Origin of the sequence: Dyella sp. 2RAB6 (assembly GCF_052115385.1) — a bacterium.
Lineage (GTDB): Bacteria > Pseudomonadota > Gammaproteobacteria > Xanthomonadales > Rhodanobacteraceae > Dyella_D.
The window spans coordinates 435,412-459,038 of sequence record NZ_JBFRGP010000004.1; the positions used below are offsets into that span (position 1 = coordinate 435,412).

The 23,627-nt window shown below is 67.2% G+C and carries 17 protein-coding genes and 1 tRNA gene; 12 read left to right on the forward strand and 6 right to left on the reverse strand.

What is annotated here, in order from left to right:
• Positions 1-29 precede the first annotated feature (29 nt).
• From AB4083_RS09830 to AB4083_RS09855, 6 genes are all read left to right on the forward strand, one after another.
• Complete coding sequence (locus tag AB4083_RS09830) at positions 30-983, forward strand: bifunctional riboflavin kinase/FAD synthetase (RefSeq protein ID WP_441607606.1); 954 nt, start codon at positions 30-32, stop codon at positions 981-983.
• A gap of 99 nt (positions 984-1,082) precedes the next feature.
• Positions 1,083-3,944: an isoleucine--tRNA ligase gene (ileS, locus tag AB4083_RS09835; protein ID WP_441607607.1), complete on the forward strand. Its 2,862-nt coding sequence runs from the start codon at positions 1,083-1,085 to the stop codon at positions 3,942-3,944.
• A 59-nt stretch (positions 3,945-4,003) separates the two neighbouring features.
• Positions 4,004-4,504, forward strand: coding sequence for a signal peptidase II (gene lspA, locus AB4083_RS09840; protein WP_441607608.1), 501 nt, complete (start codon positions 4,004-4,006; stop codon positions 4,502-4,504).
• Between the two features lie 50 nt (positions 4,505-4,554).
• Entirely contained in the window at positions 4,555-5,517 is a 963-nt protein-coding gene (ispH, locus tag AB4083_RS09845) for a 4-hydroxy-3-methylbut-2-enyl diphosphate reductase (RefSeq protein ID WP_441607609.1), read from the forward strand.
• Positions 5,518-5,724: 207 nt separating this feature from the next.
• Positions 5,725-6,090 carry a helix-turn-helix domain-containing protein gene (locus tag AB4083_RS09850; protein ID WP_441607610.1) on the forward strand — a complete coding sequence of 122 codons (366 nt, stop codon included), beginning with the start codon at positions 5,725-5,727 and terminating at the stop codon, positions 6,088-6,090.
• A complete protein-coding gene (locus tag AB4083_RS09855) occupies positions 6,087-7,376 on the forward strand; it encodes a type II toxin-antitoxin system HipA family toxin (protein ID WP_441607611.1) in 1,290 nt (429 codons plus the stop codon). The genes AB4083_RS09850 and AB4083_RS09855 overlap by 4 nt, the downstream gene beginning before the upstream one ends.
• A gap of 72 nt (positions 7,377-7,448) precedes the next feature.
• Here AB4083_RS09855 and AB4083_RS09860 read toward each other — a convergent pair whose 3' ends face one another.
• Together AB4083_RS09860 and AB4083_RS09865 are read right to left on the reverse strand one after the other, a co-directional pair.
• Positions 7,449-7,766 (reverse strand): R body protein, encoded by a 318-nt coding sequence (locus AB4083_RS09860; RefSeq protein ID WP_441607612.1) that lies wholly within the window; start codon positions 7,764-7,766, stop codon positions 7,449-7,451.
• 102 nt (positions 7,767-7,868) lie between these two features.
• Positions 7,869-8,651 (reverse strand): hypothetical protein, encoded by a 783-nt coding sequence (locus AB4083_RS09865; protein ID WP_441607613.1) that lies wholly within the window; start codon positions 8,649-8,651, stop codon positions 7,869-7,871.
• A gap of 323 nt (positions 8,652-8,974) precedes the next feature.
• On the opposite strand from AB4083_RS09865, the gene AB4083_RS09870 reads away from it, so the two are divergent.
• On the forward strand, positions 8,975-9,649 hold the full coding sequence (locus tag AB4083_RS09870; RefSeq protein WP_441607614.1) for a hypothetical protein: 675 nt from the start codon (positions 8,975-8,977) through the stop codon (positions 9,647-9,649).
• 238 nt (positions 9,650-9,887) lie between these two features.
• Here AB4083_RS09870 and AB4083_RS09875 read toward each other — a convergent pair.
• Positions 9,888-9,963: transfer RNA gene (locus tag AB4083_RS09875), tRNA-Thr, on the reverse strand.
• A 378-nt stretch (positions 9,964-10,341) separates the two neighbouring features.
• Between AB4083_RS09875 and AB4083_RS09880 the strand changes: the two genes are divergently transcribed.
• The 3 genes from AB4083_RS09880 to AB4083_RS09890 all read left to right on the forward strand — a co-directional run bounded on the left by AB4083_RS09880 (position 10,342) and on the right by AB4083_RS09890 (position 13,150).
• Complete coding sequence (locus tag AB4083_RS09880) at positions 10,342-11,685, forward strand: sensor histidine kinase (protein WP_441607615.1); 1,344 nt, start codon at positions 10,342-10,344, stop codon at positions 11,683-11,685.
• Positions 11,686-11,803: 118 nt separating this feature from the next.
• On the forward strand, positions 11,804-12,442 hold the full coding sequence (locus AB4083_RS09885; RefSeq protein WP_441607616.1) for a response regulator: 639 nt from the start codon (positions 11,804-11,806) through the stop codon (positions 12,440-12,442).
• A gap of 78 nt (positions 12,443-12,520) precedes the next feature.
• Complete coding sequence (locus tag AB4083_RS09890; RefSeq protein WP_441607617.1) at positions 12,521-13,150, forward strand: response regulator; 630 nt, start codon at positions 12,521-12,523, stop codon at positions 13,148-13,150.
• 7 nt (positions 13,151-13,157) lie between these two features.
• Here AB4083_RS09890 and AB4083_RS09895 read toward each other — a convergent pair whose 3' ends face one another.
• The 3 genes from AB4083_RS09895 to AB4083_RS09905 all read right to left on the reverse strand — a co-directional run bounded on the left by AB4083_RS09895 (position 13,158) and on the right by AB4083_RS09905 (position 18,899).
• On the reverse strand, positions 13,158-14,309 hold the full coding sequence (locus tag AB4083_RS09895; RefSeq protein WP_441607618.1) for a CHASE2 domain-containing protein: 1,152 nt from the start codon (positions 14,307-14,309) through the stop codon (positions 13,158-13,160).
• A 51-nt stretch (positions 14,310-14,360) separates the two neighbouring features.
• Positions 14,361-16,049 carry a FecR domain-containing protein gene (locus AB4083_RS09900; protein ID WP_441607619.1) on the reverse strand — a complete coding sequence of 563 codons (1,689 nt, stop codon included), beginning with the start codon at positions 16,047-16,049 and terminating at the stop codon, positions 14,361-14,363.
• A gap of 132 nt (positions 16,050-16,181) precedes the next feature.
• Positions 16,182-18,899 carry an ATP-binding protein gene (locus tag AB4083_RS09905; protein ID WP_441607620.1) on the reverse strand — a complete coding sequence of 906 codons (2,718 nt, stop codon included), beginning with the start codon at positions 18,897-18,899 and terminating at the stop codon, positions 16,182-16,184.
• A 99-nt stretch (positions 18,900-18,998) separates the two neighbouring features.
• On the opposite strand from AB4083_RS09905, the gene AB4083_RS09910 reads away from it, so the two are divergent.
• Positions 18,999-19,619: a response regulator gene (locus AB4083_RS09910; RefSeq protein WP_441607621.1), complete on the forward strand. Its 621-nt coding sequence runs from the start codon at positions 18,999-19,001 to the stop codon at positions 19,617-19,619.
• Positions 19,620-20,115: 496 nt separating this feature from the next.
• On the forward strand, positions 20,116-23,627 hold a 3,512-nt coding region (locus AB4083_RS09915; RefSeq protein WP_441607622.1), incomplete at its 3' end, for an ESPR-type extended signal peptide-containing protein.

Consider the following 23,627-nt stretch of genomic DNA (forward strand, 5'->3'; position numbering starts at 1 on the left):
GGCTGCGGTTCCACGGCTATACTCGGGCGATGACAAGACTTTCCAGGGATATCGCCGGTCCGTGCCTGGCGCCCGGCGGTAGCGTGGTTGCCGTCGGTGCGTTCGACGGGCTGCACCGGGGGCACCAGGCACTGCTGACCCAGGTGCATGAGCGCGCGCAGGCGACCGGCCTGACGCCGGTCGTGGTGAGCTTCGAGCCTTTGCCCCGCGCGTTCTTTTCCAAGGAACCGGTGCCGCGGCTGTCCAGCGTGCGCGAGAAGCTGCTGGGCTTCGACGCGGCCGGGGTGAACAAAGCGCTGATCCTGCGCTTCAACCACGAGCTGACCTCGATGCCCGCCGAAGACTTCGTGCGCCGCGTGCTGGTCGAGCGCCTGGCCACCCGCGAAGTGTGGGTCGGCGGCGATTTCCGTTTCGGCCACAAGCGCGGCGGTGACGTCGCGCTGCTTGAACAGATGGGCGCGGAACTGGGCTTCGCCGCCCGCGTGATGCCGCCGGTGCTGCTGGACGGCGCGCGCGTCTCCGCCACCCGCGTGCGCATGCTGCTGGCCGCTGGCGAATTCTCCGGCGCCGCGCCGCTGCTCGGTCGCCCGTTCGTGATCGAAGGCAAGGTGGAATACGGCAACCAGCTCGGCCGCGAACTGGGTTTCCCCACCGCCAATATCCACCTGCGCGATCGCGTGCCGCCGGTGCAGGGCATCTTCGCCGTGCGCGTCGGCCTGGGCGAAGGCGAATGCGCCTGGCCGGGCGTGGCGAGCCTCGGCATCCGTCCGACCGTGAACGAAGTGACGCAGCCGCTGCTGGAAGTGCACCTGTTCGATTTCGAAGGCGATCTCTACGGCCAGCGCATGGCGGTGGAATTCGTCGCCAAGCTGCGCGACGAGCTGAAGTTCGACGGCCTGGACGCGCTCACCGAGCAGATCCGCCGCGACGCCCGCATGGCGCGCGAGGTGCTCGGCATGAATCCGCGGCTGGCCGAGGCATGAAATAGGTTTCCGGTTTTCGTCCGGCGCGTTCAGGCCGGCAGTACACCCGACGGCGACGGCACCAGGGCCGCGCCCGACAACCCCGATGGCATCCGAGCAATGACCCAGGATTACAAGCACACCATCAACCTGCCGCAGACGGATTTCCCGATGCGCGGCGACCTGCCCAAGCGCGAGCCGCAGTGGCTGGCGCAGTGGGAGAAGATCGGCCGCTACGCGCAGATTCAAGAGCGCACTTCCGGCCGCGACAAGGTATTCGTGCTGCACGACGGCCCGCCGTACGCCAACGGCGTGATCCACCTGGGCCATGCGGTGAACAAGGTGCTCAAGGACGTGGTGGTGAAGTCGCGCCTGCTGGCCGGCTTCCGCTCGCCCTACGTGCCGGGCTGGGACTGCCATGGCCTGCCGATCGAGATCGCGGTGGAGAAGAAGCATGGCAAGGCCGGCGACAAGCTCGACGCCGTGGCCTTCCGCCAGAAGTGCCGCGAATACGCGCAAGCCCAGATCGACCTGCAGCGCACCGACTTCAAGCGGCTGGGCGTGCTCGGCGACTGGGAACGCCCCTATCGCACCATGGACTTCAAGTTCGAGGCCGACATGCTGCGCGCGCTGGCGCGCATCGTCGACAACGGCCACGTGATGCGCGGCTTCAAGCCGGTGTACTGGTGCTTCGATTGCGGCTCGGCGCTGGCCGAGGCGGAGATCGAATACGCCGACAAGGTTTCGCCGGCGGTCGACGTCGCATACGACGCGCTCGATCCGAAGGCGCTGGCCGCGAAGTTCGGCGTGGACGCGGGCGACGCCATCGTCGCCATCCCGATCTGGACCACCACGCCGTGGACGCTGCCGGAAAGCCAGGCGGTGTCGATGGGCGCGGAGCTCGAATACGCGCTGGTCGAAGGCCCCGCGCGCGACGGCCGCCGCGTGCTGCTGGTACTGGCTTCCGCGCTGGTGGAGAAGGCTTCGCACCGCTACGGCGTGGAGCATCCGGCGGTGCTCGGCCACGTCGCCGGCCAGGCGCTGGAAGGCGTGCTGCTGCAGCACCCGTTCTACGACCGCAAGATCCCCGTGCTGCTGGGCGAGCACGTGTCGGCCGAGGACGGCACCGGCGCGGTGCACACCTCGCCCGACCACGGCGTGGAAGACTTCGTGGTCTCGCGCAAGTACGGCATCGAGACGCTCAACTACGTGGAGCCGCGCGGCACCTATCGCGCGGACACGCCGCCGGCCGGTGACTTGACCCTGGCCGGCACGCATCTGTGGAAGGCCAACGACAGCATCGTCGAGATGCTGCGCGGCCGCGGCATGCTGCTGGCCCACCACAAGATCGAGCACAGCTATCCGCATTGCTGGCGCCACAAGACGCCGGTGATCTTCCGCGCCACCCCGCAGTGGTTCATCAGCATGGAGCAGGCCGGCCTGCGCAAGGCGGCGATGGATTCGATCCGCCAGGTGCGCTGGGTGCCGGGCTGGGGCGAGGAGCGCATCGCCGGCATGGTCGGCGACCGTCCGGACTGGTGCATCTCGCGCCAGCGCACCTGGGGCGTGCCGATCGCGCTGTTCGTGCACAAGGGCACGCAGGAGCCGCATCCGCGTTCGGTCGAGCTGCTGGAGCAAGTGGCCCGGCACGTCGAACAGGGCAGCATCGACGCGTGGTACGCGCTCGATCCGGCCGAGCTGCTCGGCGATGAGGCCAAGGACTACGAGAAGGTCAACGACGTGCTGGACGTGTGGTTCGATTCCGGCGTCACGCATTTCACCGTGCTCGGCCAGCGTCCGGAACTGCAGCAGGGCAATGCCGCGTCGTACAAGGTGATGTACCTGGAAGGCTCGGACCAGCATCGCGGCTGGTTCCAGTCCTCGCTGCTCACCTCGGCCGCCATCCATGGCCGCGCGCCCTACGACGACGTGCTCACCCACGGCTTCACCGTGGATGCGCAGGGCCGCAAGATGTCCAAGTCGCTGGGCAACGGCATCGAGCCGCAGGACATCATGAAGAACCTGGGCGCGGACATCCTGCGCCTGTGGATCTGCTCCACCGATTACCGCAACGAGATGTCGCTGTCGGACGAGATCCTGAAGCGCGTCTCCGACATGTACCGCCGCATCCGCAATACGGCGCGCTTCCTGCTGGGCAACCTGGACGGCTTCGATCCGGCGAAGGACCTGTTGCCGGTGGAAGACTGCCTGCTGCTGGACCAGTGGGCGATCCAGCAGGCCTACGACACGCAGCAGGCGGTGACGGCGGCCTACGACCGCTACGATTTCCCGGAGATCGTCCAGCGCGTGCAGAACTTCTGCACCACCGAGCTGGGCGCGCTGTACCTGGACATCACCAAGGACCGCCTCTACACCATGCCGACCGACAGCCGCGGCCGGCGCAGCGCGCAGAGCGCGATGTACCGCATCGCCGAGGCGCTGGTGCGCTGGCTGGCGCCGGTGCTGAGCTTCACCGCCGAGGAAATCTGGCAGGCGCTGCCGGGCCAGCGCAGCGAGAGCGTGCTGTTCGAAACCTGGTACGACGGCCTGGCCGCCGCCCAGGGTTCGCCGGAGCAGCGCCGTTACTGGTCCGATCTGCTGGCGATCCGCGACACCGCCTCGCGCGTGCTCGAAGGCATGCGCAAGGCCGAGCAGATCGGCGCCTCGCTGGAAGCGAAGCTGGCGATCCATGCCGACCCGGCCCTGGTCAGCCGCTACGCGCCGGCGGCCGATGAGCTGCGCTTCTTCTTCATCACTTCGGACGTGCGCCTGGACGTGGCCGGCGGCCAGCCGGACACGGCCGTGCTGTCGGAGCTGGAGGGCGCGGACGTGTGGGTCTCCGCCACCGTCAGCGATGCCGTCAAGTGCGTGCGCTGCTGGCATCGCCGCGACGACGTCGGTCAGCACGCCGAGCATCCGGAGCTGTGCGGACGTTGCGTCGGCAACGTCGACGGTCCGGGCGAAGACCGCCGCTGGTTCTAAGACGCGAACGGCCGGCGCGAGCCGGCCGTTCGGTTTGGCCCCCTCCGAATAGAAGATGTATGAGCAAGCAATCCAACGCCCTGTCCTGGCTGTGGCTGTCCGCCCTGGTGATCGTGCTCGACCAGGCGAGCAAGTGGTGGGCGCTGTCCGCGCTGCCGCCGGCCGGCGTGCAGCACGTGATCGTCCCCGGTTTCCTCAACTGGACCCTGGCCTTCAATACCGGCGCCGCCTTCAGCTTCCTGGCCGACAGCGCCGGCTGGCAGCGCTGGTTCTTCGTCGGCCTGGCCGTGCTGATCAGCGGCGCGCTGCTGGTGTGGCTCAAGCGCACCGCGCGGGCCGACTGGCGCAGCGCGCTGCCGCTGAGCCTGATCATCGGCGGCGCGCTGGGCAACCTGATCGACCGCCTGCACGCGGCCCAGGTGACCGACTTCATCCAGGTCCACTACCAGGACTGGTACTACCCCGTGTTCAACATCGCCGACTGCGGCATCACCGTCGGCGCCGTGCTGCTGATCGTCTTTGGCCTGTTCACCGGCAAGCAGGCCGGGGGCGTGAGATAATTTCGTTCCCGGCGCCGCCCAAGCGCCGGCCAGCGACAGTCGAGGTTTTCTTGGACATTCTTCTCGCCAACCCCCGTGGATTCTGCGCCGGCGTCGACCGCGCCATCGCCATCGTCGAGCGCGCGCTGGAGGCCTACGGCGCGCCCATCTACGTGCGCCACGAAGTGGTGCACAACCGCTACGTGGTGGACAAGCTGCGCGCCAGCGGCGCGGTGTTCGTCGAGGAGCTGCACGAAGTGCCCGACGGCGCCACCGTGATCTTCAGCGCACACGGCGTGTCCAAGGCCGTACGCGAGGAGGCAGACAGCCGCCGCCTCAACGTGTTCGACGCCACCTGTCCGCTGGTGACCAAGGTGCATATGGAAGTGGCGCGGCTGGGCCGCACCGGGCGCAGCGTGGTGCTGATCGGCCATGCCGGGCATCCGGAAGTGGAGGGCACGATGGGGCAGTGGAATCCCGCCAACACCGGCGAGATCCTGCTGGTCGAATCGGTCGACTGCGTGGCGAAGCTGGAGCCGCGCTTTCCGCATGAGCTGTCCTACGTCACCCAGACCACGCTGTCGGTGGACGACACCAAGGCGATCATCGCCACCCTGCGCGAAAAGTTCTCCGACATCGAAGGCCCGCGCAAGGACGACATCTGCTACGCCACGCAGAACCGCCAGGACGCCGTGCGCCGCCTCGCCGACGCAGTCGACCTGATGCTGGTGGTCGGCTCGGTCAACAGCTCCAACTCCAACCGCCTGCGCGAGCTGGCCGAGAAGCAGGGCGTGCGCTCCTTCCTGATCGACGGCGCCGAACACATCCAGCGCGAATGGCTGGACGGCGTGCAGCACATCGGCCTCACCGCCGGCGCCTCCGCCCCGGAGAAGCTGGTACGCGACGTGATCGCCCGCCTGCAGTCGTGGGGCGCCGGCGAAGTGCGCGAGCTGGATGGCGAAGCGGAAACCATCACCTTCGCCTTGCCCAAGGAGCTGCGCCTGGCCGAGGGCGGGCCGTCCGCGAGGCTTTGAGCGAGGCTGTCAGACGGTGCATTACGAAGAGGCCCGCGCGATGCGGGCCTTTTTGCATGCGGGTGCCGGAAACAGCAGCCGGACCGGTGCTCGCCGCGGCGCCTTGACGAGACGTGGCGGATCCTTCGCCTATATTAAAGTATGTCCATGGATACCTTAAATAAGGTATCCATGGACATACTTTAGGAGAAATGATAAGCTAAGTGCATGAAAAATCTACGCGAACTGGTTTCCGGGCAGCAGCGTAAACCGCCTTCCTTGTCGGATTTCCCCCAGGAGGTCGGCGCCCGCCTGCGTCGTCAGCGCATGGCGTTCTCCTGGCGCCAGGCGGATCTCGCCGAGCGGGCCGGGGTGTCCGTGCAAACGGTCAAGTCGGTGGAGAAGGGCGACCCGGTCGCTTACGAAAGCCTGCTCCGCCTGTTGCTCGCGCTCGGCCATGGCGTGGACTTCCTGCGCATGCTGGAGTCACCGCATTTCCCCACGCTCCGTGCGCAGGAGCGATATCTGGAGTTGTCGGCGACGAATGCGCTGAAGGCCAGACGCGTGCGATCGACGCTGGAGGGCCGGCCGTGAGCTTTTCGGAGGCCTGGCTCAAGGCGAAGAACCACCAGCTCGAAGTCTGGACCGAACATCTGCCGGAGCCCGTTCTGATCGGTCGTCTCAACTACGAGACGCATGCCAGGGCCGGATTCTTCGAATGGAGCGACGAAGCGCGCGCGCGCCGGCTGGAGCTTTCGCCTTTCATGCTGCCCTTGCACGGAGGGGTCTGGTCCAGCCGCAACGCCAGCGACCTGCCGGCGGAATATCGCGGCTTGCCGGGCATGCTCAACGACGCGCTGCCAGATGGATGGGGCCTCTATCTGCTGGACAAGGCGCTGGCGCGGCTGGCGATCAAGCCCGAATACATTTCCCCCGCCGTTCGCCTCGCCTACCTGGGGCATCGTGCCTGGGGCTCGCTGAGCTTCCGTCCGGCGATCGACGACGAGCATGGCGAGGAGATGTCGCTCGACCTGTTGGGTCGCGGTGTCGAGGCCAGCATCGAAGGACATCTGGACGATGTTTCGGACGAACTGCTCAGAGCGGGCAGTTCTCCTCAAGGTGCCCGTCCCAAGGTGATGGTGGATCTGTCGGACGACCATCGACACGCGCGCGTGACCGCGGGAGTTGCGAAGCACGGATACAGCTCCTGGCTGATCAAGTTCGCCGCGCGGAACGAGCCGGCGGATGCGCCCGTTCTCGAACTCGCCTACATGCATGGCGCCCGCGCAGCAGGCTTGCAGGTGATGGACAGCATGCGGTTGGACATCCATGGCAAGCCTGCCTTCGCCACGCGCCGCTTCGACCGCACACCGGGCGGAAGGGTTTTCTGCCACTCGCTGGGTGGCCTGATCCATTTCTCGCATCGGGAGCCGGGTCTCGATTATGCGAACGTGGCTGAAATCATGCAGGCGCTTTCAATGCCGAATGCGTCCTATGAGCAGGCTTATCGACGCGCCGTCTTCAATGCCGCGATGAGCGTGCGCGACGACCATTCCAAGAACTTCGCTTTCATGCTGGACGGACATGGCCAGTGGCAGCTGTCGCCGGCCTTCGATCTGACCTATATGGATGGCCCCGGCGGCCATCACACGGCGAGCTTCGCAGGCGGTGCGTCGCTGGACCCCACGCGGGAAGATCTTCTGCGGCTGGCGGACTATTACCGCCTAGATCGCGACCAGGCTGCCCGCATCGTCGACGAGCTGCTGGGCGTGGCGGTGGAGGCCGGCACGGTGGCGCTTGAGCTTGGCGCGAACAAGCAGACGGTGACACCCATTGCTCGTCGACTGCAGGCGATTGCGCGTTCGCTGTCCAAAACTTAGCCCGAGCGCGGGCATGTCATAAAAAAGCTCCGGAACGCCTGCCTTCCGGAGCTTCTGTTTGGTCCGCCCGAATTACTTGCTGGCGAACGCCTGCGCCGCCGCCTTCAGGTCGGCGATGGTCTGCGCGAGTTCGTCGTTGGTAAGCACTTCGACGGCCGAGCGGGCTTCCAGCGGTCCCAGGTTGCTGATGGTGTTGGCGGCCTTGGCCAGGATGGAGATGCTCAGCTCGTTCATGGCCTGCTGGTGGGCCACGGCGTTCTGCTGGGACAGGTTGGTGACGGCCACCGTATTGGAATAAGCCAGGTTGGACAGCATGGCGGGCTGTTCGGAAATCGACTTGAGGTTGGCGATGGCGACAGCGCTGATGATGTCTTCGGGAAGAGTGGCCATGGTGATGCTCCTTGGAATGATGGTGGTGGGTTGGATGCGGTCCGGTCGATCCGCTGCATCGGTTTTCTGCTGCCGCCGCGATCGTTCGGGCCGTCAATACACTTACGGGGACGGGCTGTCGCCGGCGTTCCGGTCGATGCTGCGGCTCAGGTCCTGGAAGAGTTTTTCGGCGTTCCTGCCGATCTTCTCGATGGCTGCTTCATCGCTGCCATCGGCGTTTTCGATCATGCCCACGCACTTGGCGGCCACCGCCAGCCGGATCAGGTTCATCGCCTGCTGCTGGGCCACGGCGTTCTGCTGGCGCATGTTCTGGTTGAAGATCTGCTGGGCGAGATCGAGGTTAGCCAGGATCGACGGTTGATCCTCGATCGATTGGGCATTGGAAATGGCGATCGACTGCACGATGTCGTCCGGCAGCGAATCGGCCGTGCCGACGTAGCCGGAAGCGCGCGGCTTCGACGGTGCCCCTTCGGCTTTTTCGACCACCTCATTGAGGTTGGCGCAGGCGCGCGCGATCACGGCGATGTTCTCGCCGGTGGGAGGCACCGCCTGTCCGGTTGCGGTATCGATGATCCGATAGACGGGTTTGTCCATCGGCGGTGGCGAGTTGCTGCCTGGCGCAGTGTCCACACCCGGCTCGTGCATCGTCACGAACTTGGGTTCGATCAGGTATCGCTTCACTTCAAGCACTCCTTTCTTGATTTGACGGTCGTTGTCAGTGCGGAAAAGACGGTGGTCCTGCGCGAGGGCACGGCGGCATGCGTTCGGCAATAGCGAACGCGCCGGCGTCTTAGTCGACGGATATGCGAGGGTGCGGGGACGGCGCAGTAGATGCCGGGCCGGCAATGGCCAGCCAGCCACGATCCATGCGGAGTGCGCGCGCAAGACGCGCCGCGATTCGACGATCCATGGTCCTGCCCCCTGTGTCGTGCCCCTGTCACGAATGCCGGCGGCGAAGCGCTGGCCGCGACATCACAGCAGGGGAGGGTGCGGGCCGTCAAGGCGGGCTTGCCCGCTCTAGATAATCTCCTAATCAATTCCTAATCGCGGCGATCGACCATGCAGCCGTTCGGCCGCAGCCGATCCTGCGCATCTACCGCAATGGTTGGTTATGCGCGGACATGACCGGTTGAGCAGGCGTTCGATGCCTATGACAAATCCCGCTGCTTGAATCACTATGGCATGACCTCCGAAGGAACGGATTTGTCATGACTGTCATCTCGGCGATTTTATATTTCCTCACCCAGCATCCGTTCTGGGCCTGGCCCGTCATCATCATGACGGGCGTCGCGGTGTCCTGGTTGTTGTTCGTCCTGCGGCGCAAGAAGGGCGGGTTTGTGCTGATCCTGCTGTTCTTCATTTATGGGCAGGTCAATATCTTCGTCGCGCATATCTTCAACGCGCTGTTCCTCGAGGCGTTCGGGGTCGAAGGCAAGGCCGTCATCACCCATGCCGAGGAAACCAGTTCGACCCTGAACGACCAGAATGTCTGGGTCTACGATGCCGTGCTGAAAACGGCGGATGGCCGCGACGTGGTGGTGCAGTTCGACACCATGTCCGCCAGCATCTATCCGATCACCAACGCCATCCTGATCCCGCCCCAGGGCGAGATGTTCGTGGTGAGGTATATCCCGGGATTTCCGCGCAACTTCGTCGTCATGCGCGAGCAGTCTGCCTATGGCAAGGCATACTTGATCGGCGAGGATCGCGAGCCCGTCGACAAGGCTGCCGCACAGTTGGATGCCAGCCCCGGGAACAAGGAATTCATCGCGGAATACCGTGGCGCGTTGCGCGCATTCATCGATAAGCATCGCGACGATGCGCAACCTGGCCTGATCGAGGATTATCAGGCGAGGCTCGATGCGCTGCCGCCGGCGGATTAGACATCCGGCTTCGTCTCAGGTGGATGCGGCGGCATGGCTTCCAGCCCGCTTAAAATAAGCAGCACGGTCCTCGACGGTTACAGCCAAGCGCCTCCCCGGCGAAAGATGGCCGGGGCAATCCGGGGGCAGACAGCGGCGGAAAGCGACTTTTTGGCCCCGGAAACCGCCGGACAGATGAGGGCACCCAAACGAAAAAGCCCTGGAAAGCATGCTTTCCAGGGCTTTTCGTTTTTCAAGCTGGTGCCGGAAATAGGAATCGAACCTACGACCTACGCATTACGAATGCGCCGCTCTACCAACTGAGCTATTCCGGCAGTGAGCCGCGAATTCTACGTAACGGCCGTTGAGGGCGCAAGCGCCAGGGATGTCCGCTGTTTTGCCGAACGATTCATGGGCTTGCGTTATCCGCCTGATTTTTCGGACTACTCCCATGCCTTATGCAGCGTCGTCCGTTCCAGAATGCCTACAGCCGATTCCGGCCACATGTAGGCGCAGCGGTAATGGGAAGTCCGATACGGACGACCGAAAGGGGCATGCAGGCGTCTGATCCGCAGTGATCCAAGCAGCTGGCCGGGATGGAAGCGTCCACGGCGGCAGGAGGAAGTCGGGCAATGCGTCTCATGAGTACCGAGATATGGACCGAGATTGGGAAGGGATGGATAGGACAACTCAGTGGGCACCTGTCAGAGCGAGTGCAGACGCTGGTCCGGCCGCGGGAGTACGGCTTCGTCCATGTCGCCCTCGGCGTGGTGCTGCTTGGCGCGGTCGCGCTGGCATGGCGGCTCTCTCGCCGCCGTCCCATCGAGCCGGCGCGCGCCGCAGACGAAACCGCTGCCACGGATGCGTCGTCGACAGCGGCACCGTCGACAGCGGCACCATCGACAGCGGTACCGTCGACAGCGGCGCCGACGGGAACTGGCGGCGCTGCGATCGCGCTGGACCGCGCCACGCTCGCAGCAATCAGCCATGACGTGCGCACGCCGCTTACCGGCATCGTCGGCGCGCTCGAGCTGCTCGGTTACTCCGAACTCACGCCGCGGCAACGCGCCTTGGTCGATGGCGCCGAACAGGCGTCGCGCACCTTGCAGGCGCGGCTGGAGGACGTGCTCGTGCTGGCCCGGCTGGAGGCCGATGCCGCGCCACCCGCTCATCATCCCTTCGATCTGCGCGAGCTGGTGGCGGGCGTGCTGGGCAGGCACGCGGGCGGCCAGGAGATCCAGCTGGAACTGGACCCGCGCATCGCCGCGCGCTTTATCGGCGATGGCGGCGGCCTGCGCCAGATCTTGGACAAGCTGCTGGCGCATTTCCTTTCTCGCGGCCTGGGCCGGCCGCCGCAATGGCAGATCAGCGTGCTGTCCGAGGGCGCGCATTGGCAGTCGCTCGAACTGGTGTTGTCCGCGCGGCAGTCGCCATCGCCTTCCGCCGACGCCACCGGCCACGGCGACGAGCTGGCGTGGGTCGCCGCCTGCAAGCTGTGCGAGTGGATGGGCTTCTCGCTGCACGAGCAAGGCAGTACCTGGTCGGATCCGCGCTTCGTCATGCGCGGCTGCATGAACATCGCGGCCTGTGATGCATCGAAGGCGCCAGCAGGGCTGGCCGTGCGCCAGCCATCGGAGGAGCCGGCGGCTCCGGCGCGGGAAGACGCGCAGCGGGTGGCGCGGCGCCTGGTCGACGTGTTCGGCGAGGATGCGGCTGCGATGGACGACTACCTGCAACTCGTGCGCAACGAGGAGCAGCGCCTGCTGGTCCATCTCGACGCAGGCCATGTGCAGCGCCTGCGCGAAGTGGCGCACTACCTGTGCGGCATGGGCTCGTTCTTCGGCGCGCAGCGGCTTGCCGGCATGGCTATCGCGGTCGAGCTCGGCCAGGGCGAGGAAGAAGTGCTCGGACATGCGAAAGCCTTGCACGAGTATCTGGCCGGCTTTATTGACGCCTTGCACTGGAATGGCCCCGAGGCCTTCGCGAATACAAACAATACGAATGCGATTTCGGACTTTTCGTATGGAAACACATCGGGCGCCGCACTAGAACGTTGAACTCTGCGTGCAGAACTACCCGACGCGAGTCTTCCCGGGATGGCGCATCGGCGGATCAGCCATGGCGAACCCCGGTCTATCCGCTACCCAGGCGCTACGTAGCCAAGGAGATTGCTCAGTGAATACCACGAACGACGCGAACATCCGGATCATTCTGGCGGACGACCACCCGATCATTCGCAAGGGGGTCATGGCCGTACTCGCCGGCAGCGACATCCGTGTCGTCGGCGAAGCGTCCTGTCCGGTGGAGCTGGTATCCCTGCTCAGCCGGGTCGAATGCGATGCTGTCGTCACCGACTACATCATGCCCAGCGACAGTTCGCCGGACGGCATCCGCCTGATCGAGCGGCTGCGCGCGCTGCGGCCGGAGCTGCCGATCGTGGTGCTGACCATGCTGCGCAACGTCGCCCTGCTGCAGGCGCTGCTGGCGGCGGGGGTGAAGGCGATCGTGGACAAGTCCACCGCCATGGCCGAGATCCACACCGCAGTGCGGCTCGCCGCGACCGGCCACGTGTTCGTCAGTGCCACCTTCGAAGGCCGGCTGGCGCGTTTCGGCGCCCACTCGATCACCCGCCTGACCGACCGCGAAGGCGAGATCATCCGCCTGCTCGTCGCCGGCATGAGCGTTACCGAGATCGCGCGCAAGCTGGATCGCAGCGTGAAGACCGTGAGCAAGCAGAAGACCGACGCGATGAAGAAGCTCGGGCTGCGCTCCGACATGGAGATCTACGCGTACGCGAGCGAAGTGGGCTACTGACGGCAGCGGGCTGCCGACGGCTGCAGCGGCTGCCTGCCAGCCGCGAGCCATGGTGATTCACTACAGGGAGGCCGCGGCATGTTCACCGCCGTCATCGTCGACGATCACCCCATGATCAATGGAGCGATCCGCTCCATGCTGGAACGCACCGGGGAATTCAAAGTGCTGGCCGAATGCACCAGCGGCCAGTCGGCGCTGTCCGTCGCGACGGAATTGCAGCCGGATCTGCTGGTGATCGATCTGGACATCCCGCAGCCGGATGGCATCGAAGTGATCTGCCGCCTGCGCGAGGGCGGTGGGCCGATCGCCATCCTGATGATTTCCGCCAGCGAGGAAACCGTCAGCGGCGTGCGCGCCTTCCGCGCCGGTGCCGATGGCTTCGTGCACAAGTGCGCGCCGATGGAGGACGTGGTCGCCGCGGCGCAGCTGATCGTGCGCGGCAAGATCTATTTCAGCCGCGGCATCATGGACGCCGCCTCCAGCCTGGCGGCCAAGGGCACGCGCAGCCCGCTGTACGAACTGGGGCGGCGCGAGTTCGAAGTGTTCCGCTGCCTGGCGCTGGGCATGGCCAATATCGATATCGCGCGGCATATGTCGATCAGCAACAAGACCGTCAGTGCGCATAAGCGCAACCTGATGGACAAGCTGGGCCTGGCCAATATCCGCGAGCTGATCGAGCTGGCGCGCCAGCATCGGATCATCGAATGAACGCGCCTCAGCCGCGCCGCTTCGCGCCCTGCAGCAGCCGCAGCACGCCGGCACAGGCCAGGATCACCACCGCGCAGCCCGTCGGTGGCCACCAGTAGCGCGCCTCGCGCAGCAGGCCGGCGCTGGCCAGGAAGCAGGCCGCCAAGGCCACCAGCGCGACCACCCAGGCCGAGCGGAAGCCGGGCAATCCATACAGCAGGAACGGAAACGCCAGCAGCGCCGCGCCGAGCAGCAGCTGTCCGCTGAAATTCAGCGGCGACAAGGTGCTGTCGCTGCGTATCGATTCCAGCAGGTTGGCCTGGTATTCGACGCCGGGCATGCGCTCGCTGCCGCCGGAAGCGGAGGTGTCGAGCAGATCGCCCAGGCCCGCGGCGGTGGCGCCGATCAGCACCCAGCGATCCTTGAGCAGGGCCGGCGGCACGCGTCCTTCGAGCACGTCGACATAAGACACCTGGTCGAAGCTGCCGGCGGGGCCGGCGAAATGCAGCATGACGTAGTCGTCGCGCAGCCATTGGTAAGGCGAGGCGCTGTCCACGGTCGAGCGGTGCAGGCTGGGCGGGTCGTGTGCCTGTTCGCCGCGCAGGCCGAAGTCGCGCACCGCCAGCGCCAGCGCCGGCCAATACGGACTGCCCAGTCCGGCGCGCAGATACGCGCCGCGCACTACGCCGTCCTCGTCCTTGGCTGCGTCCACGTGGCCGAACGCCGCCGCCGCGCTGGCGAGCTGCGGCGTCGGCAGCATTTCCTCCAGCGTGCCGCCGAGATCGGCGGCTTCGGGAAACACCGGCATCAGCACGCGGCCGTTGCGCCGCATCGCCTGGGCCAGCACCTGGTCGTTTTCCGGATGGCGCAGGTCGGGTTCGGCCATGGTGATATCCATGCCCACCGCGCGCGCGCCGGCTTCGCTGAGGCGGTCCAGCAGGCGCGCGTGGGTGGCGCGCGGCCACGGCCAGTTGCCTAGCGTGGACAGGCTTTTCGGATCGATCGCGACGATGGCGACCGCATCGCCGGGGCGGTAGCTCCAATGGCGCATGTGCAGGTCGTAGAAAGCGTTGTCCAGGCGCATGGCCAGGCCGCTGGCCAGCACCAGGGTGAGCGCCGCCACACCGATCATCCAGCCCAGTGCGCGGGCCAGCAGCGCCATCGGATGGAAGCGCTTCATGCGCGGGCGCGCCGTCGCTGCAACGAAACGACGGCGCGTCCGCTCATTGCGTCACAGCGCCAGCCACAGCAGCGCCGCGCCGCCGCCGGCGATCGCCCAGCGGCAGGACACGCAGGAGATGCGCGTCTTCTGCGCGGGGCTCCACGGGCCGGCGTAGCCGTCGACATCGATGGTCTGCACGCGCACGTACCACTTGCCGGACTTGAGCTTCTTCAGATCCAGCTCCGGCTTGTCGACCGTGGCGTCCACCTCGGGCTTGGCGAACTGCGGATCGCGCGCGAGCTGCACGTGGTAATGCTGGCCGGGCGTGCCGCCGGGCCAGCTCAGCACCAGGTCGCCGTTCGAGCGTTTCGGCTCGCCCGGTACCGGCACCGGCGGTTCTTCCACCAGCTCGAACGGCAGCGCATGCGTATACGGGCCGACCTTGCCGCCGCTGTCGCGGCTGGCCACGCGCCAGTAGTAGCGGCCCAGCGGCAGCGCCTGCGGTGCGCGGGTGCCGTCGCCGCGCGCGTTGTCCTGCTCGGCCAGCACCTGCGCGAACGCCGGGTCGGCGGCGAGCTGCCACCGGTACGACACCGCCTGCACGCTCTCGGTCCAGCGGAATTCGGGGCGCTTGTCGCGCACCTTGCGGTCAGGCTGCGGCGATACGATCAGCGGCGGCTGCGGCGTGCCGTCGATGGTGACGTGCGGGCAGACCCCGTCGAGTCCTTCCAGCGCGCCGGCGCCGATGCCGCGCACGCGCACGGCGTAGCTGCCGTCCGGCAGCTCGGGCAGGGTGGCGGTGGCGGTGCTGACCACGCGGTCCAGCAGCAGCGCTTCGAACTTCTCGTTCGGCGCGATCTGCAGGCGATAGTGCTCGGCGCCGGCCAGGGCCGGCCACTGCAGTTCGACCGGAAACTGGTTGACCGCGCCGCTCGGGCAGGCGATCGCCGGCGCGGGCAGCAGATCCTGCGGCTGGCCCGGTGCGGCGCCATCGGCGGTAGCCACGCCGCGGCCGGATTTCACCAGCACGTGGCGCTTCTCGCCGCCGACGTCCACCTTGCCGCCGACCACTTCGGTCCGTGCGGCGCCGCCCTCGGGGTCGGCGACCACGCGGAAATGGGTGCCGCGCACGCTGGAGATGGTGCCGGGCGTGGACACGCTGAAGCGCGCCGCGCTGCCGGTGAGCGGATGCACGTCGCTGTTGACGCGCCCGCGCTGCAGGCGCAGGCGCGTATCGACCATGCCGGTATCGCCATAGGCGCTGAGGCGGTCGAGCGCCAGCTCGCTATTGGCCTGCACCAGCACGCGCGAGCCGTCGGCGAATTCCAGCGTGAGGCTGGTGTCGTTGCCGGTGCTCAGGCTGGCGCCGTAGCCGAAGCTCATGCCGGCCTTCACCGGCACCGGCGTGGCGCTGTCCGGCAGTTTCGCGGTGGCCTCGCCGATCACCGCCACCACCTTGGCCTTGGCCGGCTCCAGGCGCAGCCAGGCGACCGGAATGTTGAGGGTCATGCCAGGCGGCAAATGCAGGGGATCGGCGACATGGTTGTAGTCCTGCAGCTTCTGCCACGGGACATCGGACTTCAGGTAACGGGCGGCCAGGTCCCAGATGTTGTCCTTGGGACGTACGCGGTAGGTCCAGTCGGACGACGACGGCGCGGCCTGCGCCAAGCAAGCGAAGGCCAGCAAGATGGCAAATACGAACGGGGCGGTGCACCAACGGCGCTTGAGCCTGGGCCGCCCCCAAACCCTGTATGTCATGGGAAAACCTCTTTCCTGTTGCGCCCCCTGACGCTCTCCGCGCGGTCCCTCCGGGTCGATGGATCGTCCAGAAAACCATCTGCCCGTGCGGATTCAGACAAGTCCTATTGTCGCGGACGCTTGCGAAAATAGCTAACCAACCCGTTGATCGGCCGGCCGCTGGTTCAGTTTGGTGAGCAGCGCCTCCACCTCGGCCGCATAGCCGGACAGGCGCGGCAGGGTGTCCGCGGCGTCGGGACCGTGCAGGGCTTCGAGCAACTGCCGGCCCTGGTCCAGCAACGGACCGTCGTCGAACAACTGCAGCGCGCCCAGCAGCCGATGCAGGCTGAGCGCGGCGGCGGCCGGGTCGGCGTGCGCTACGCTGCGCCGCAGTTCGCCCAGGTCGTCATGGCTGGCGCTGGTGAAGGCGCGCAGCATGTCCGAATACAGCGCGGGCCCGTCCTCGGCCTCGGCCATGCCGACCAGCGGCGCGCCGCGGCCCGGGCGTGCGGCGCCCGCGGCCGTCGCGGGCGTGCCATTCCCCGGCAGCCAGCGATCCAGCATCTGGCTCAGCGGCAGCAACTGCAGCGGCTTGGCCAGCACGTCGTCCATGCCGGCCTCGCGCACCCGCACGGCTTCGCCGGCCAGCGCGTTGGCGGTCATCGCGATGATCGGCAGGCGCCGCGCGGCCCCGCTTTGCGCCTCGTGCCGGCGCCAGTTCGTCGCCAGCTCGTAGCCGCTCAGTCCGGGCATGTTGCAGTCGGTCAGCAGCAGGGCGTAGTCGTGGCCCGACAGCGCGTCGAAGGCGTCGGCGCCGTTGTCCACCACCTCGCAGTCCAGCCCGAGCACGGCGAGCTGGCGCTGGATCAGCTGCTGGCTCACCGGATGATCTTCGGCGACCAGGATGCAGCCGCGGTGCGAGGGCAGCGCAGCAGGCGCAGCCGGGGCCGGCGCTGCTGCTTCGGATGTCGTGGGCAACGGCGGATACGTCTCGTCGCGCAGCTCCAGCACACCCAGGCAGGCCCGCAGCAGCGCCTGCCAGCGCAGCGGGTTGGCGCTGAGCAGCCAGCGCTCGTCGCGCCGCTCGGTGCCGCCGGAGGGCATCGCTTCTTCGGTCACCGCCACCACATGCGAGCTGATCCGCGTCTCGCTGTCGCGGTCGGCCGGATCGACGAACAGCAGGCTCGCCGCCATGCCGGCGCGCAAGGCTTGCTCCGGCGGCGCCAGTTCCACCGTCATGCCCAGCGATTTCAGCTGTTCGCCCACCGCCGTGGCGAGGTCCGGCGCGGCGAGCCGCACCACGGCGTGGCGTCCGCGCAACGAGGCCGGCGTAGCCGTTTCGCGCCGCGCTACCGGCAGGCGCACGTCGAACGCCACGGTGGTGCCGGCGCCGGGCGTGCTGTCGAGTTCGACGGTGCCGTCCATCAGCGTGGCGAGGTGCCGGCAGATCGCCAGGCCCAGGCCGGTGCCGCCGTAGCGGCGGCTGGTCGAGGCTTCCGCCTGGGTGAAGGGATTGAACAGATGCGCCTGCTTGTCCTTCGGAATGCCGATGCCGGTATCGCTCACGCTGATGCGCAACTGCTGCCGCGCACCGTCGTCGCCAAGCACCACCAGGCGCACCGACACGCTGCCGCGCTCGGTGAACTTGGTGGCATTGCTCAACAGGTTCAGCAGGATCTGCCGCAGGCGCACGCTGTCGCCGCGCAGGCTTCCGGCGACGGTGGCGTCCACCGCCAGGCGGATCGCCAGGCCCTTGGCCTGCGCCCGCGCCGCCATCACGCTGACCACGTTGTCGGCCAGCACGCGCGGGTCGAACGCGCTGTCGTCCAGGCGCAGGTCGCCGGCTTCGAGCTTGGAGAAATCCAGGATGTCGTTGAGCACCTGCAGCAGCACGCCGGCGGAGTCTTCCACCGCGCGCAGCAGTTCGCGCTGCTCGGCATTGATCGGCGTGCGGCCGAGCAGCTCGAGCATGCCGATCACGCCGTTCATCGGCGTGCGGATCTCGTGGCTCATGGTGGCGAGGAAATCGGCCTTGGCCTTGGACGCCCGCTCGGCCACGTCGCGCGCGATGCGCAACGCTTCGTTGCGTGCATTGAGTTCGGTGGTGTCGATGAAATAGCCGGCCAGGCTGAGCCGGCCTTCCGGCAGCGCGCGTGGCGCCAGCATGGCGTGGATCCAGCGCAGGCCTTCGGCGCCGAACGCGCGGAAGTCGAGCGAGCGTGGCGCCGGGTCGCCGCTGATCGGCGAGATCAGCGCGAGGAAGGCGTCCACGTCGTCCGGATGGACGCGCTCCTTCAGCGGCCGCTCCTGCAGCACGTCGCCGTCGCGCAGCAGCTCGCGCGCGTCCAGGCCGAACAGCGCCTGCACGTCGCCGGCGGAGAACGTCACGTGGCGCGTGCCATCGGCATCGCGCAGCAGGGTGAACACCACCACCGGGATGTGCTGCACCACTTCGCGCAGCCCCTTGTCGGCGCTGCGCGCGGCGCGCTCGGCGGCGAGTTCGCTTTCAAGCTGCCGCAGCTGCTCCGCCTGGTGGTGCAGCCGCCAGGCCAGCGCCATCGCGGCCACCGCCACCAGGATCAGCAGCCCGGCCAGCATCAGGGTCGCGCCGGTGACCGGTACGGCCTGGTTGTCTATCCATATGTTGTCGACCCGCATGTTGTCGACCCAGGTGAAGGCGAGCGCGGCGGCAGCCGGCCGGGACAACGCGAGCCTGGAACGAAGACGGCGAAGCTTGGTGGGCATGGCGTTCCTGGGCGACGCGGTGGCGAGCGGGTGCGCGGCAAGCGCGCCGGCAACCGGCGGCCTGCTCTGGTGGCGATACTCCCCGTGGCGCAGGCGGCCGGTGTCCATGTCCCGCTGCGCGTTCATGCTACTGTTGCCGCCGTTCCGGTACAAACCGGACGGACCGGTCGGGGGGAGCCCGCCGGGGCAGTTGGCAAGGGGGTTACCCAGGCAAGGCAGGGCACGTTGCGGGTCATCATTTCCGACGATCATCCTGTCGTACTGATGGGATTGAAGGCAGCCCTGCAGGGCTATGGCGATCGCTTCCACATCGTGGGCGAAGCGCGTAGCGGCAAGGAGCTGTTCGCGCTGCTCGAACGCGAGCCCTGCGACCTGCTGATCACCGACTTCGCCATGCCCGGCGAAAACCCCGACGAAGACGGCCTGGCCATGCTCGCCCGCGTGCGCGAACACTGGCCGCAGCTACCCGTGCTCGTACTCACCATGCTCAGCAACCCCGCCCTGGTGCAGGGCATGCTCGGCGCCGGCGTGCGCGGCGTGGTGGACAAGATGGCGATGACCCGCGAGCTGATGCTCGCCATCGACGTGATCAAGGCCGGCCGCGTGTACTTGAGCGAGCGCACCCGCCGCCAGCTCGAAGGCGGCGACGAAACCGGCGCGCTGTCGCCGCGCGAGGCCGAGGTGGTGCGCTTCCTGGCCCAGGGCGTGACCGTGTCCGAGATCGCCCGCCGCACCGGGCGCAGCGTCAAGACCATCAGCCAGCAGAAGCGCGACGCCATGCGCAAGCTCGGCCTGGAAGGCGACAAGCAGCTGTTCGATTACGCCCGTTCCAACGGGCTGCTGTAGTCCATTCCCCCAGAGAAGTTTTCACCCGGGCCATTCCCAAGGGCCGGCGCGCTGTCGCGCCTGGAATCCGGGCGCGGTCATCTAGCACGCTGTTTCGCTCTATTACGTGACTTAAAGCACAGTTTCCTATCACTAGGACTTTTCTGATTCAAAGCGTGCGCTATATCACCAAAATATGCCCTACCAAGTGCGACGGGGCACGTCCGCTTCTTTCGGGCTCACCGCCCGCCCCGTGCCGCACCCGGTTTCCCGCACACCAAGGATGTGTGTGTGTCGGCGAGGTAACGCTGGCGGTACTCAGGCACTAGCCCCCTGGCGCCTGAGTGCCGGGATCTCGTTTCGACGGGGGTCCACGGGGTAGGCGAACCATTACCGAACCGGTCGCTGGGCGTTCCGCCCGGCGCGGCCCAATGCGGCCTCGCGCACCCCGCTTTCCAGGCGATGAGGTGATCCGCGCCATGCGCGGCGCCTCCCAATGGGTGCGCGAGAGGAAGTCATGAACAAGATCTTCAGCAAGGTGTGGAATCGTTCGCTGGGCCAGCTCGTGGTCGCATCGGAACTGGCCACCGGCCGGCACGGCAACGGCGGCAACGCAGCCGGCGGCCCGGCTTCGGCCGGCCTCAAACTCGGCACGCTGGCGGCCGCACTGGCCGCGGTAGTGCAGTTCTGGCCGTCGGCGGCCCTGGCCAATACCTACAACTCCAGCCAGAGCTGCACCACGGGCAGCAGCGGCGCGGTCGGCCGGATCAATCCCGGCACGACTTCGGCCTATGCGGTGGACGGCAGCGGCACCTATTCCAACGTCGCCGGCTGTAACGCAAGCGGCAACGGCTATACCGGCGTGACCGTCTATGGCGCGTTCGCCCAGGCCAACGGCAACGGCGCATCGGTCTACGGCATCCAGAGCTCCGCCTCGGCGTGGGGCACTGCCATGGGTCTGGAGACGGTAGCTTCCGGCACCGGCAGCACCGCGTTGGGCTTCGGCAGCAATGCCACCGCGCTCAACTCGGTGGCGATCGGCGGTGCCGGCGGCAATGGCACCACGCCGTTGTCGGTGGCCAATTCCACCACGGCATCGGGTGCAGGCGCCGTGGCGATCGGCAGCAACGGCAGCAGGGGCGCGCAGGCTGCGTCTTCGGATGGCATCGCGATCGGTGGACAGTCCTCGGTAGCTTCGAGCGCCACCTCTGGCGTCGCGGTGGGCCGCGGCTCCTCGGTGTCGGCCGCCTTCGGCCTGGCCGCGGGCGATGCTGCCACGGCGGGCAGCAACGCGGTGGCGATCGGTAAGAGCGCCAATGCAGGCACGACCGATTCCGTCGCCATCGGTAATGGTGCCGGGGTCGCGGGCACCGGCTCCATCGCCATCGGCAAGGGCGCTTCGGCGCTGGGCGGCAGCGTCGACATCAATGCCATCGCCATCGGCGTGGGCGCCACCAGCTATGGCCAGAGCTTCGCGCTGGGCACCGGCGCGAATGCCGACCAGAGCGGCTTCGCGCAACAGAACAGCGGCGTGGCGATCGGCGCCAGCGCCAGCACCAGCAACAACACCACGCGCGGCCTTGCACTCGGCAGCGGCGCCACGGTCGACGCCAGCACGGTGATCGACGCCGGCATGGCGCTGGGCGCCAGCGCCAAGGCCTCCGCCAACAACGCCATGGCGCTGGGCACCACCGCCAATGCCTACGGCAACAACTCGATCGCGCAAGGCACCAATGCGGTGGCCGGCGTAAACGGCACGCCCGCAACGGCCAACGACATTGCGCTGGGTAATGGCGCCAAGGCGACGGGCGGCAATTCGGTGGCGACGGGCGCATCCGCACTCGCCAACGCGGCCGGTGCCGTGGCACTGGGTGGCAATGCCACCGCCGGCGCGAGCGCGCAAGCGACCGATGCGATCGCCATCGGCGGCCAGTCTTCCGTTGCCGCGGGTGCCAGCTCAGGCATGGCACTCGGCCGCGGCGCCAGCGTGACGGCCGCCTTCGGCCTCGCCGCGGGCGATGCCGCCAGTGCGGCCGGCAGCGCCATCGCGCTCGGCAAGGGCGCCAAGGCCACCGGTTCTCAGAGCATCAGCATCGGCACCGGCAATACGGTGAGCGGCAACAACTCCGGCGCGATCGGCGACCCGAGCGTCATCACCGGCACCGGCTCGTACTCGCTGGGCAACAACAACACCATCAATGCCAACAACGCCTTCGTGGTGGGCAACAACGTCACCATCGCCAGCGGCCTGGATGGCGCGGTGGCCTTGGGCAACAACACTACCGTGGCGGCGTCCAATCCCACCGCCAACGCCACCATCAACGGCACCACCTACGGCTTCGCCGGCACCGCGCCCGCCGCGGGCGGCGTGGTGAGCGTGGGCGCCTCGGGGGCCGAGCGCCAGGTCACCAACGTGGCCGCCGGTCGCCTCAGCGGGACCAGCACCGACGCCATCAACGGCAGCCAGCTGTTCGCCACCAACCAGGCGGTGGGCACGCTCGGCACCACCGTGACCAATCTCGGCAACTCCACCGCCAGCACCCTTGGCGGTGGCGCCACCTACAACAGCGGCACCGGCACGATCAGCGGCTTCAGCCAGCCGATCAATCCGGTCAGCACGGTCGGCGCCGTCGGCGCACCGGTCAATCAGAGCACCGTTGCCGGCGCGCTCGGTGCGCTGAACAACAACGTGGCCAATACCGCGAGCATCGCGGTGAAGTACGACGCGGCCGGCGGCAACACCATCACGCTCGGTGCCACCGGCGGCAGCGGCGCGCCCGCGGCTGGGGTCAAGATCACCAACCTGACCGCGGCGACGCTTGGCGCCACCAGCACGGATGCCGTGAACGGCTCGCAGCTGTATGCCACCAACCAGCAGGTCAGCCAGAACACGACGAACATCGCCAACAACACCACGGCGATCACCAATCTTGGCAATCAAACCACCACCAACACCAACAACATCACCTCGCTGAAGCAGGACGCGTTGCAGTGGAACAGCACGCTCGGCGCCTACGACGCCAGCCACGGCAGCGCTTCGCCGCAGAAGATCAGCAACGTCGGCGCGGGTGCGTTGTCCTCGACCAGCACCGATGCGGTGAACGGTTCGCAGCTCAATGCCACCAACCAGAACGTCAGCAACGTCGCCAACAACCTGACCAGCCTGACCAACAACGTGACCAACGGTACGGTCGGTCCCGTGCAGCAGACGGGGCAGGCCAACCGGCTGGCGCTGGTGGCGCCGGGCGCTAGCGGCGCAGCACCGGGTGCGGCACAGCAGCTGAGCAACGTGGCGGCCGGCGTGGCATCGACCGACGCAGTCAACGTCAGTCAGCTCAGCAGCGCGACCAGCGGCGTGACCACGGCGGGTGTGAACTTCGCCGGCAACGACAACAGCGCCGGCAGCGTGCATCGCGATCTTGGCCAGACCCTCGCGATCCAGGGCGGCGCCACCACCGCGGGCACCTATTCGGGCGGCAACCTCAAGACAGTGACGGACCCGGCGACAGGTGCGATCAAACTGCAGCTCGCCGATGCACCGAAGTTCGGCAACGTGACGGTCAACGACAGCGGCTCGGGCAAGATCACGGGTGTGAGCGCTGGTGCCATCGGCGCCAGCTCGACGGATGCCGTCAACGGTTCGCAGCTGTACAGCACCAACCAGCAGGTCAGCCAGAACACGACGAATATCGCCAACAACACCACGGCGATCACCAATCTTGGCAATCAGACCACCACCAACACCAACAACATCACCTCGCTGCAGCAGGACGCGCTGCAGTGGAACGGTTCGCTCAACGCCTACGACGCCAGCCATGGCAGCGGTTCGCCGCAGAAGATCAGCAACGTCGGTGCGGGTGCCTTGTCCTCGAGCAGCACCGATGCGGTGAACGGCTCGCAGCTCAACGCGACCAACCAGCAGGTCGGCCAGAACACCACGAACATCGCCAACAACAGCACGGCGATCACCAACCTGGGCAACCAGACCACCACCAACACCAACAACATCACCTCGCTGCAGCAGGATGC

What these genes read in the sequence shown, in the direction of transcription:
- AB4083_RS09830 (WP_441607606.1), top strand. Translation starts at nt 30, where the DNA reads ATGACAAGACTTTCCAGGGATATCGCCGGTCCGTGCCTGGCGCCCGGC.
- ileS (WP_441607607.1), top strand. Translation starts at nt 1,083, where the DNA reads ATGACCCAGGATTACAAGCACACCATCAACCTGCCGCAGACGGATTTC.
- lspA (WP_441607608.1), top strand. Translation starts at nt 4,004, where the DNA reads ATGAGCAAGCAATCCAACGCCCTGTCCTGGCTGTGGCTGTCCGCCCTG.
- AB4083_RS09850 (WP_441607610.1), top strand. Translation starts at nt 5,725, where the DNA reads ATGAAAAATCTACGCGAACTGGTTTCCGGGCAGCAGCGTAAACCGCCT.
- AB4083_RS09860 (WP_441607612.1), bottom strand. Translation starts at nt 7,766, where the DNA reads ATGGCCACTCTTCCCGAAGACATCATCAGCGCTGTCGCCATCGCCAAC.
- AB4083_RS09870 (WP_441607614.1), top strand. Translation starts at nt 8,975, where the DNA reads ATGACTGTCATCTCGGCGATTTTATATTTCCTCACCCAGCATCCGTTC.
- AB4083_RS09890 (WP_441607617.1), top strand. Translation starts at nt 12,521, where the DNA reads ATGTTCACCGCCGTCATCGTCGACGATCACCCCATGATCAATGGAGCG.
- AB4083_RS09895 (WP_441607618.1), bottom strand. Translation starts at nt 14,309, where the DNA reads ATGAAGCGCTTCCATCCGATGGCGCTGCTGGCCCGCGCACTGGGCTGG.
- AB4083_RS09900 (WP_441607619.1), bottom strand. Translation starts at nt 16,049, where the DNA reads ATGACATACAGGGTTTGGGGGCGGCCCAGGCTCAAGCGCCGTTGGTGC.
- AB4083_RS09905 (WP_441607620.1), bottom strand. Translation starts at nt 18,899, where the DNA reads ATGAACGCGCAGCGGGACATGGACACCGGCCGCCTGCGCCACGGGGAG.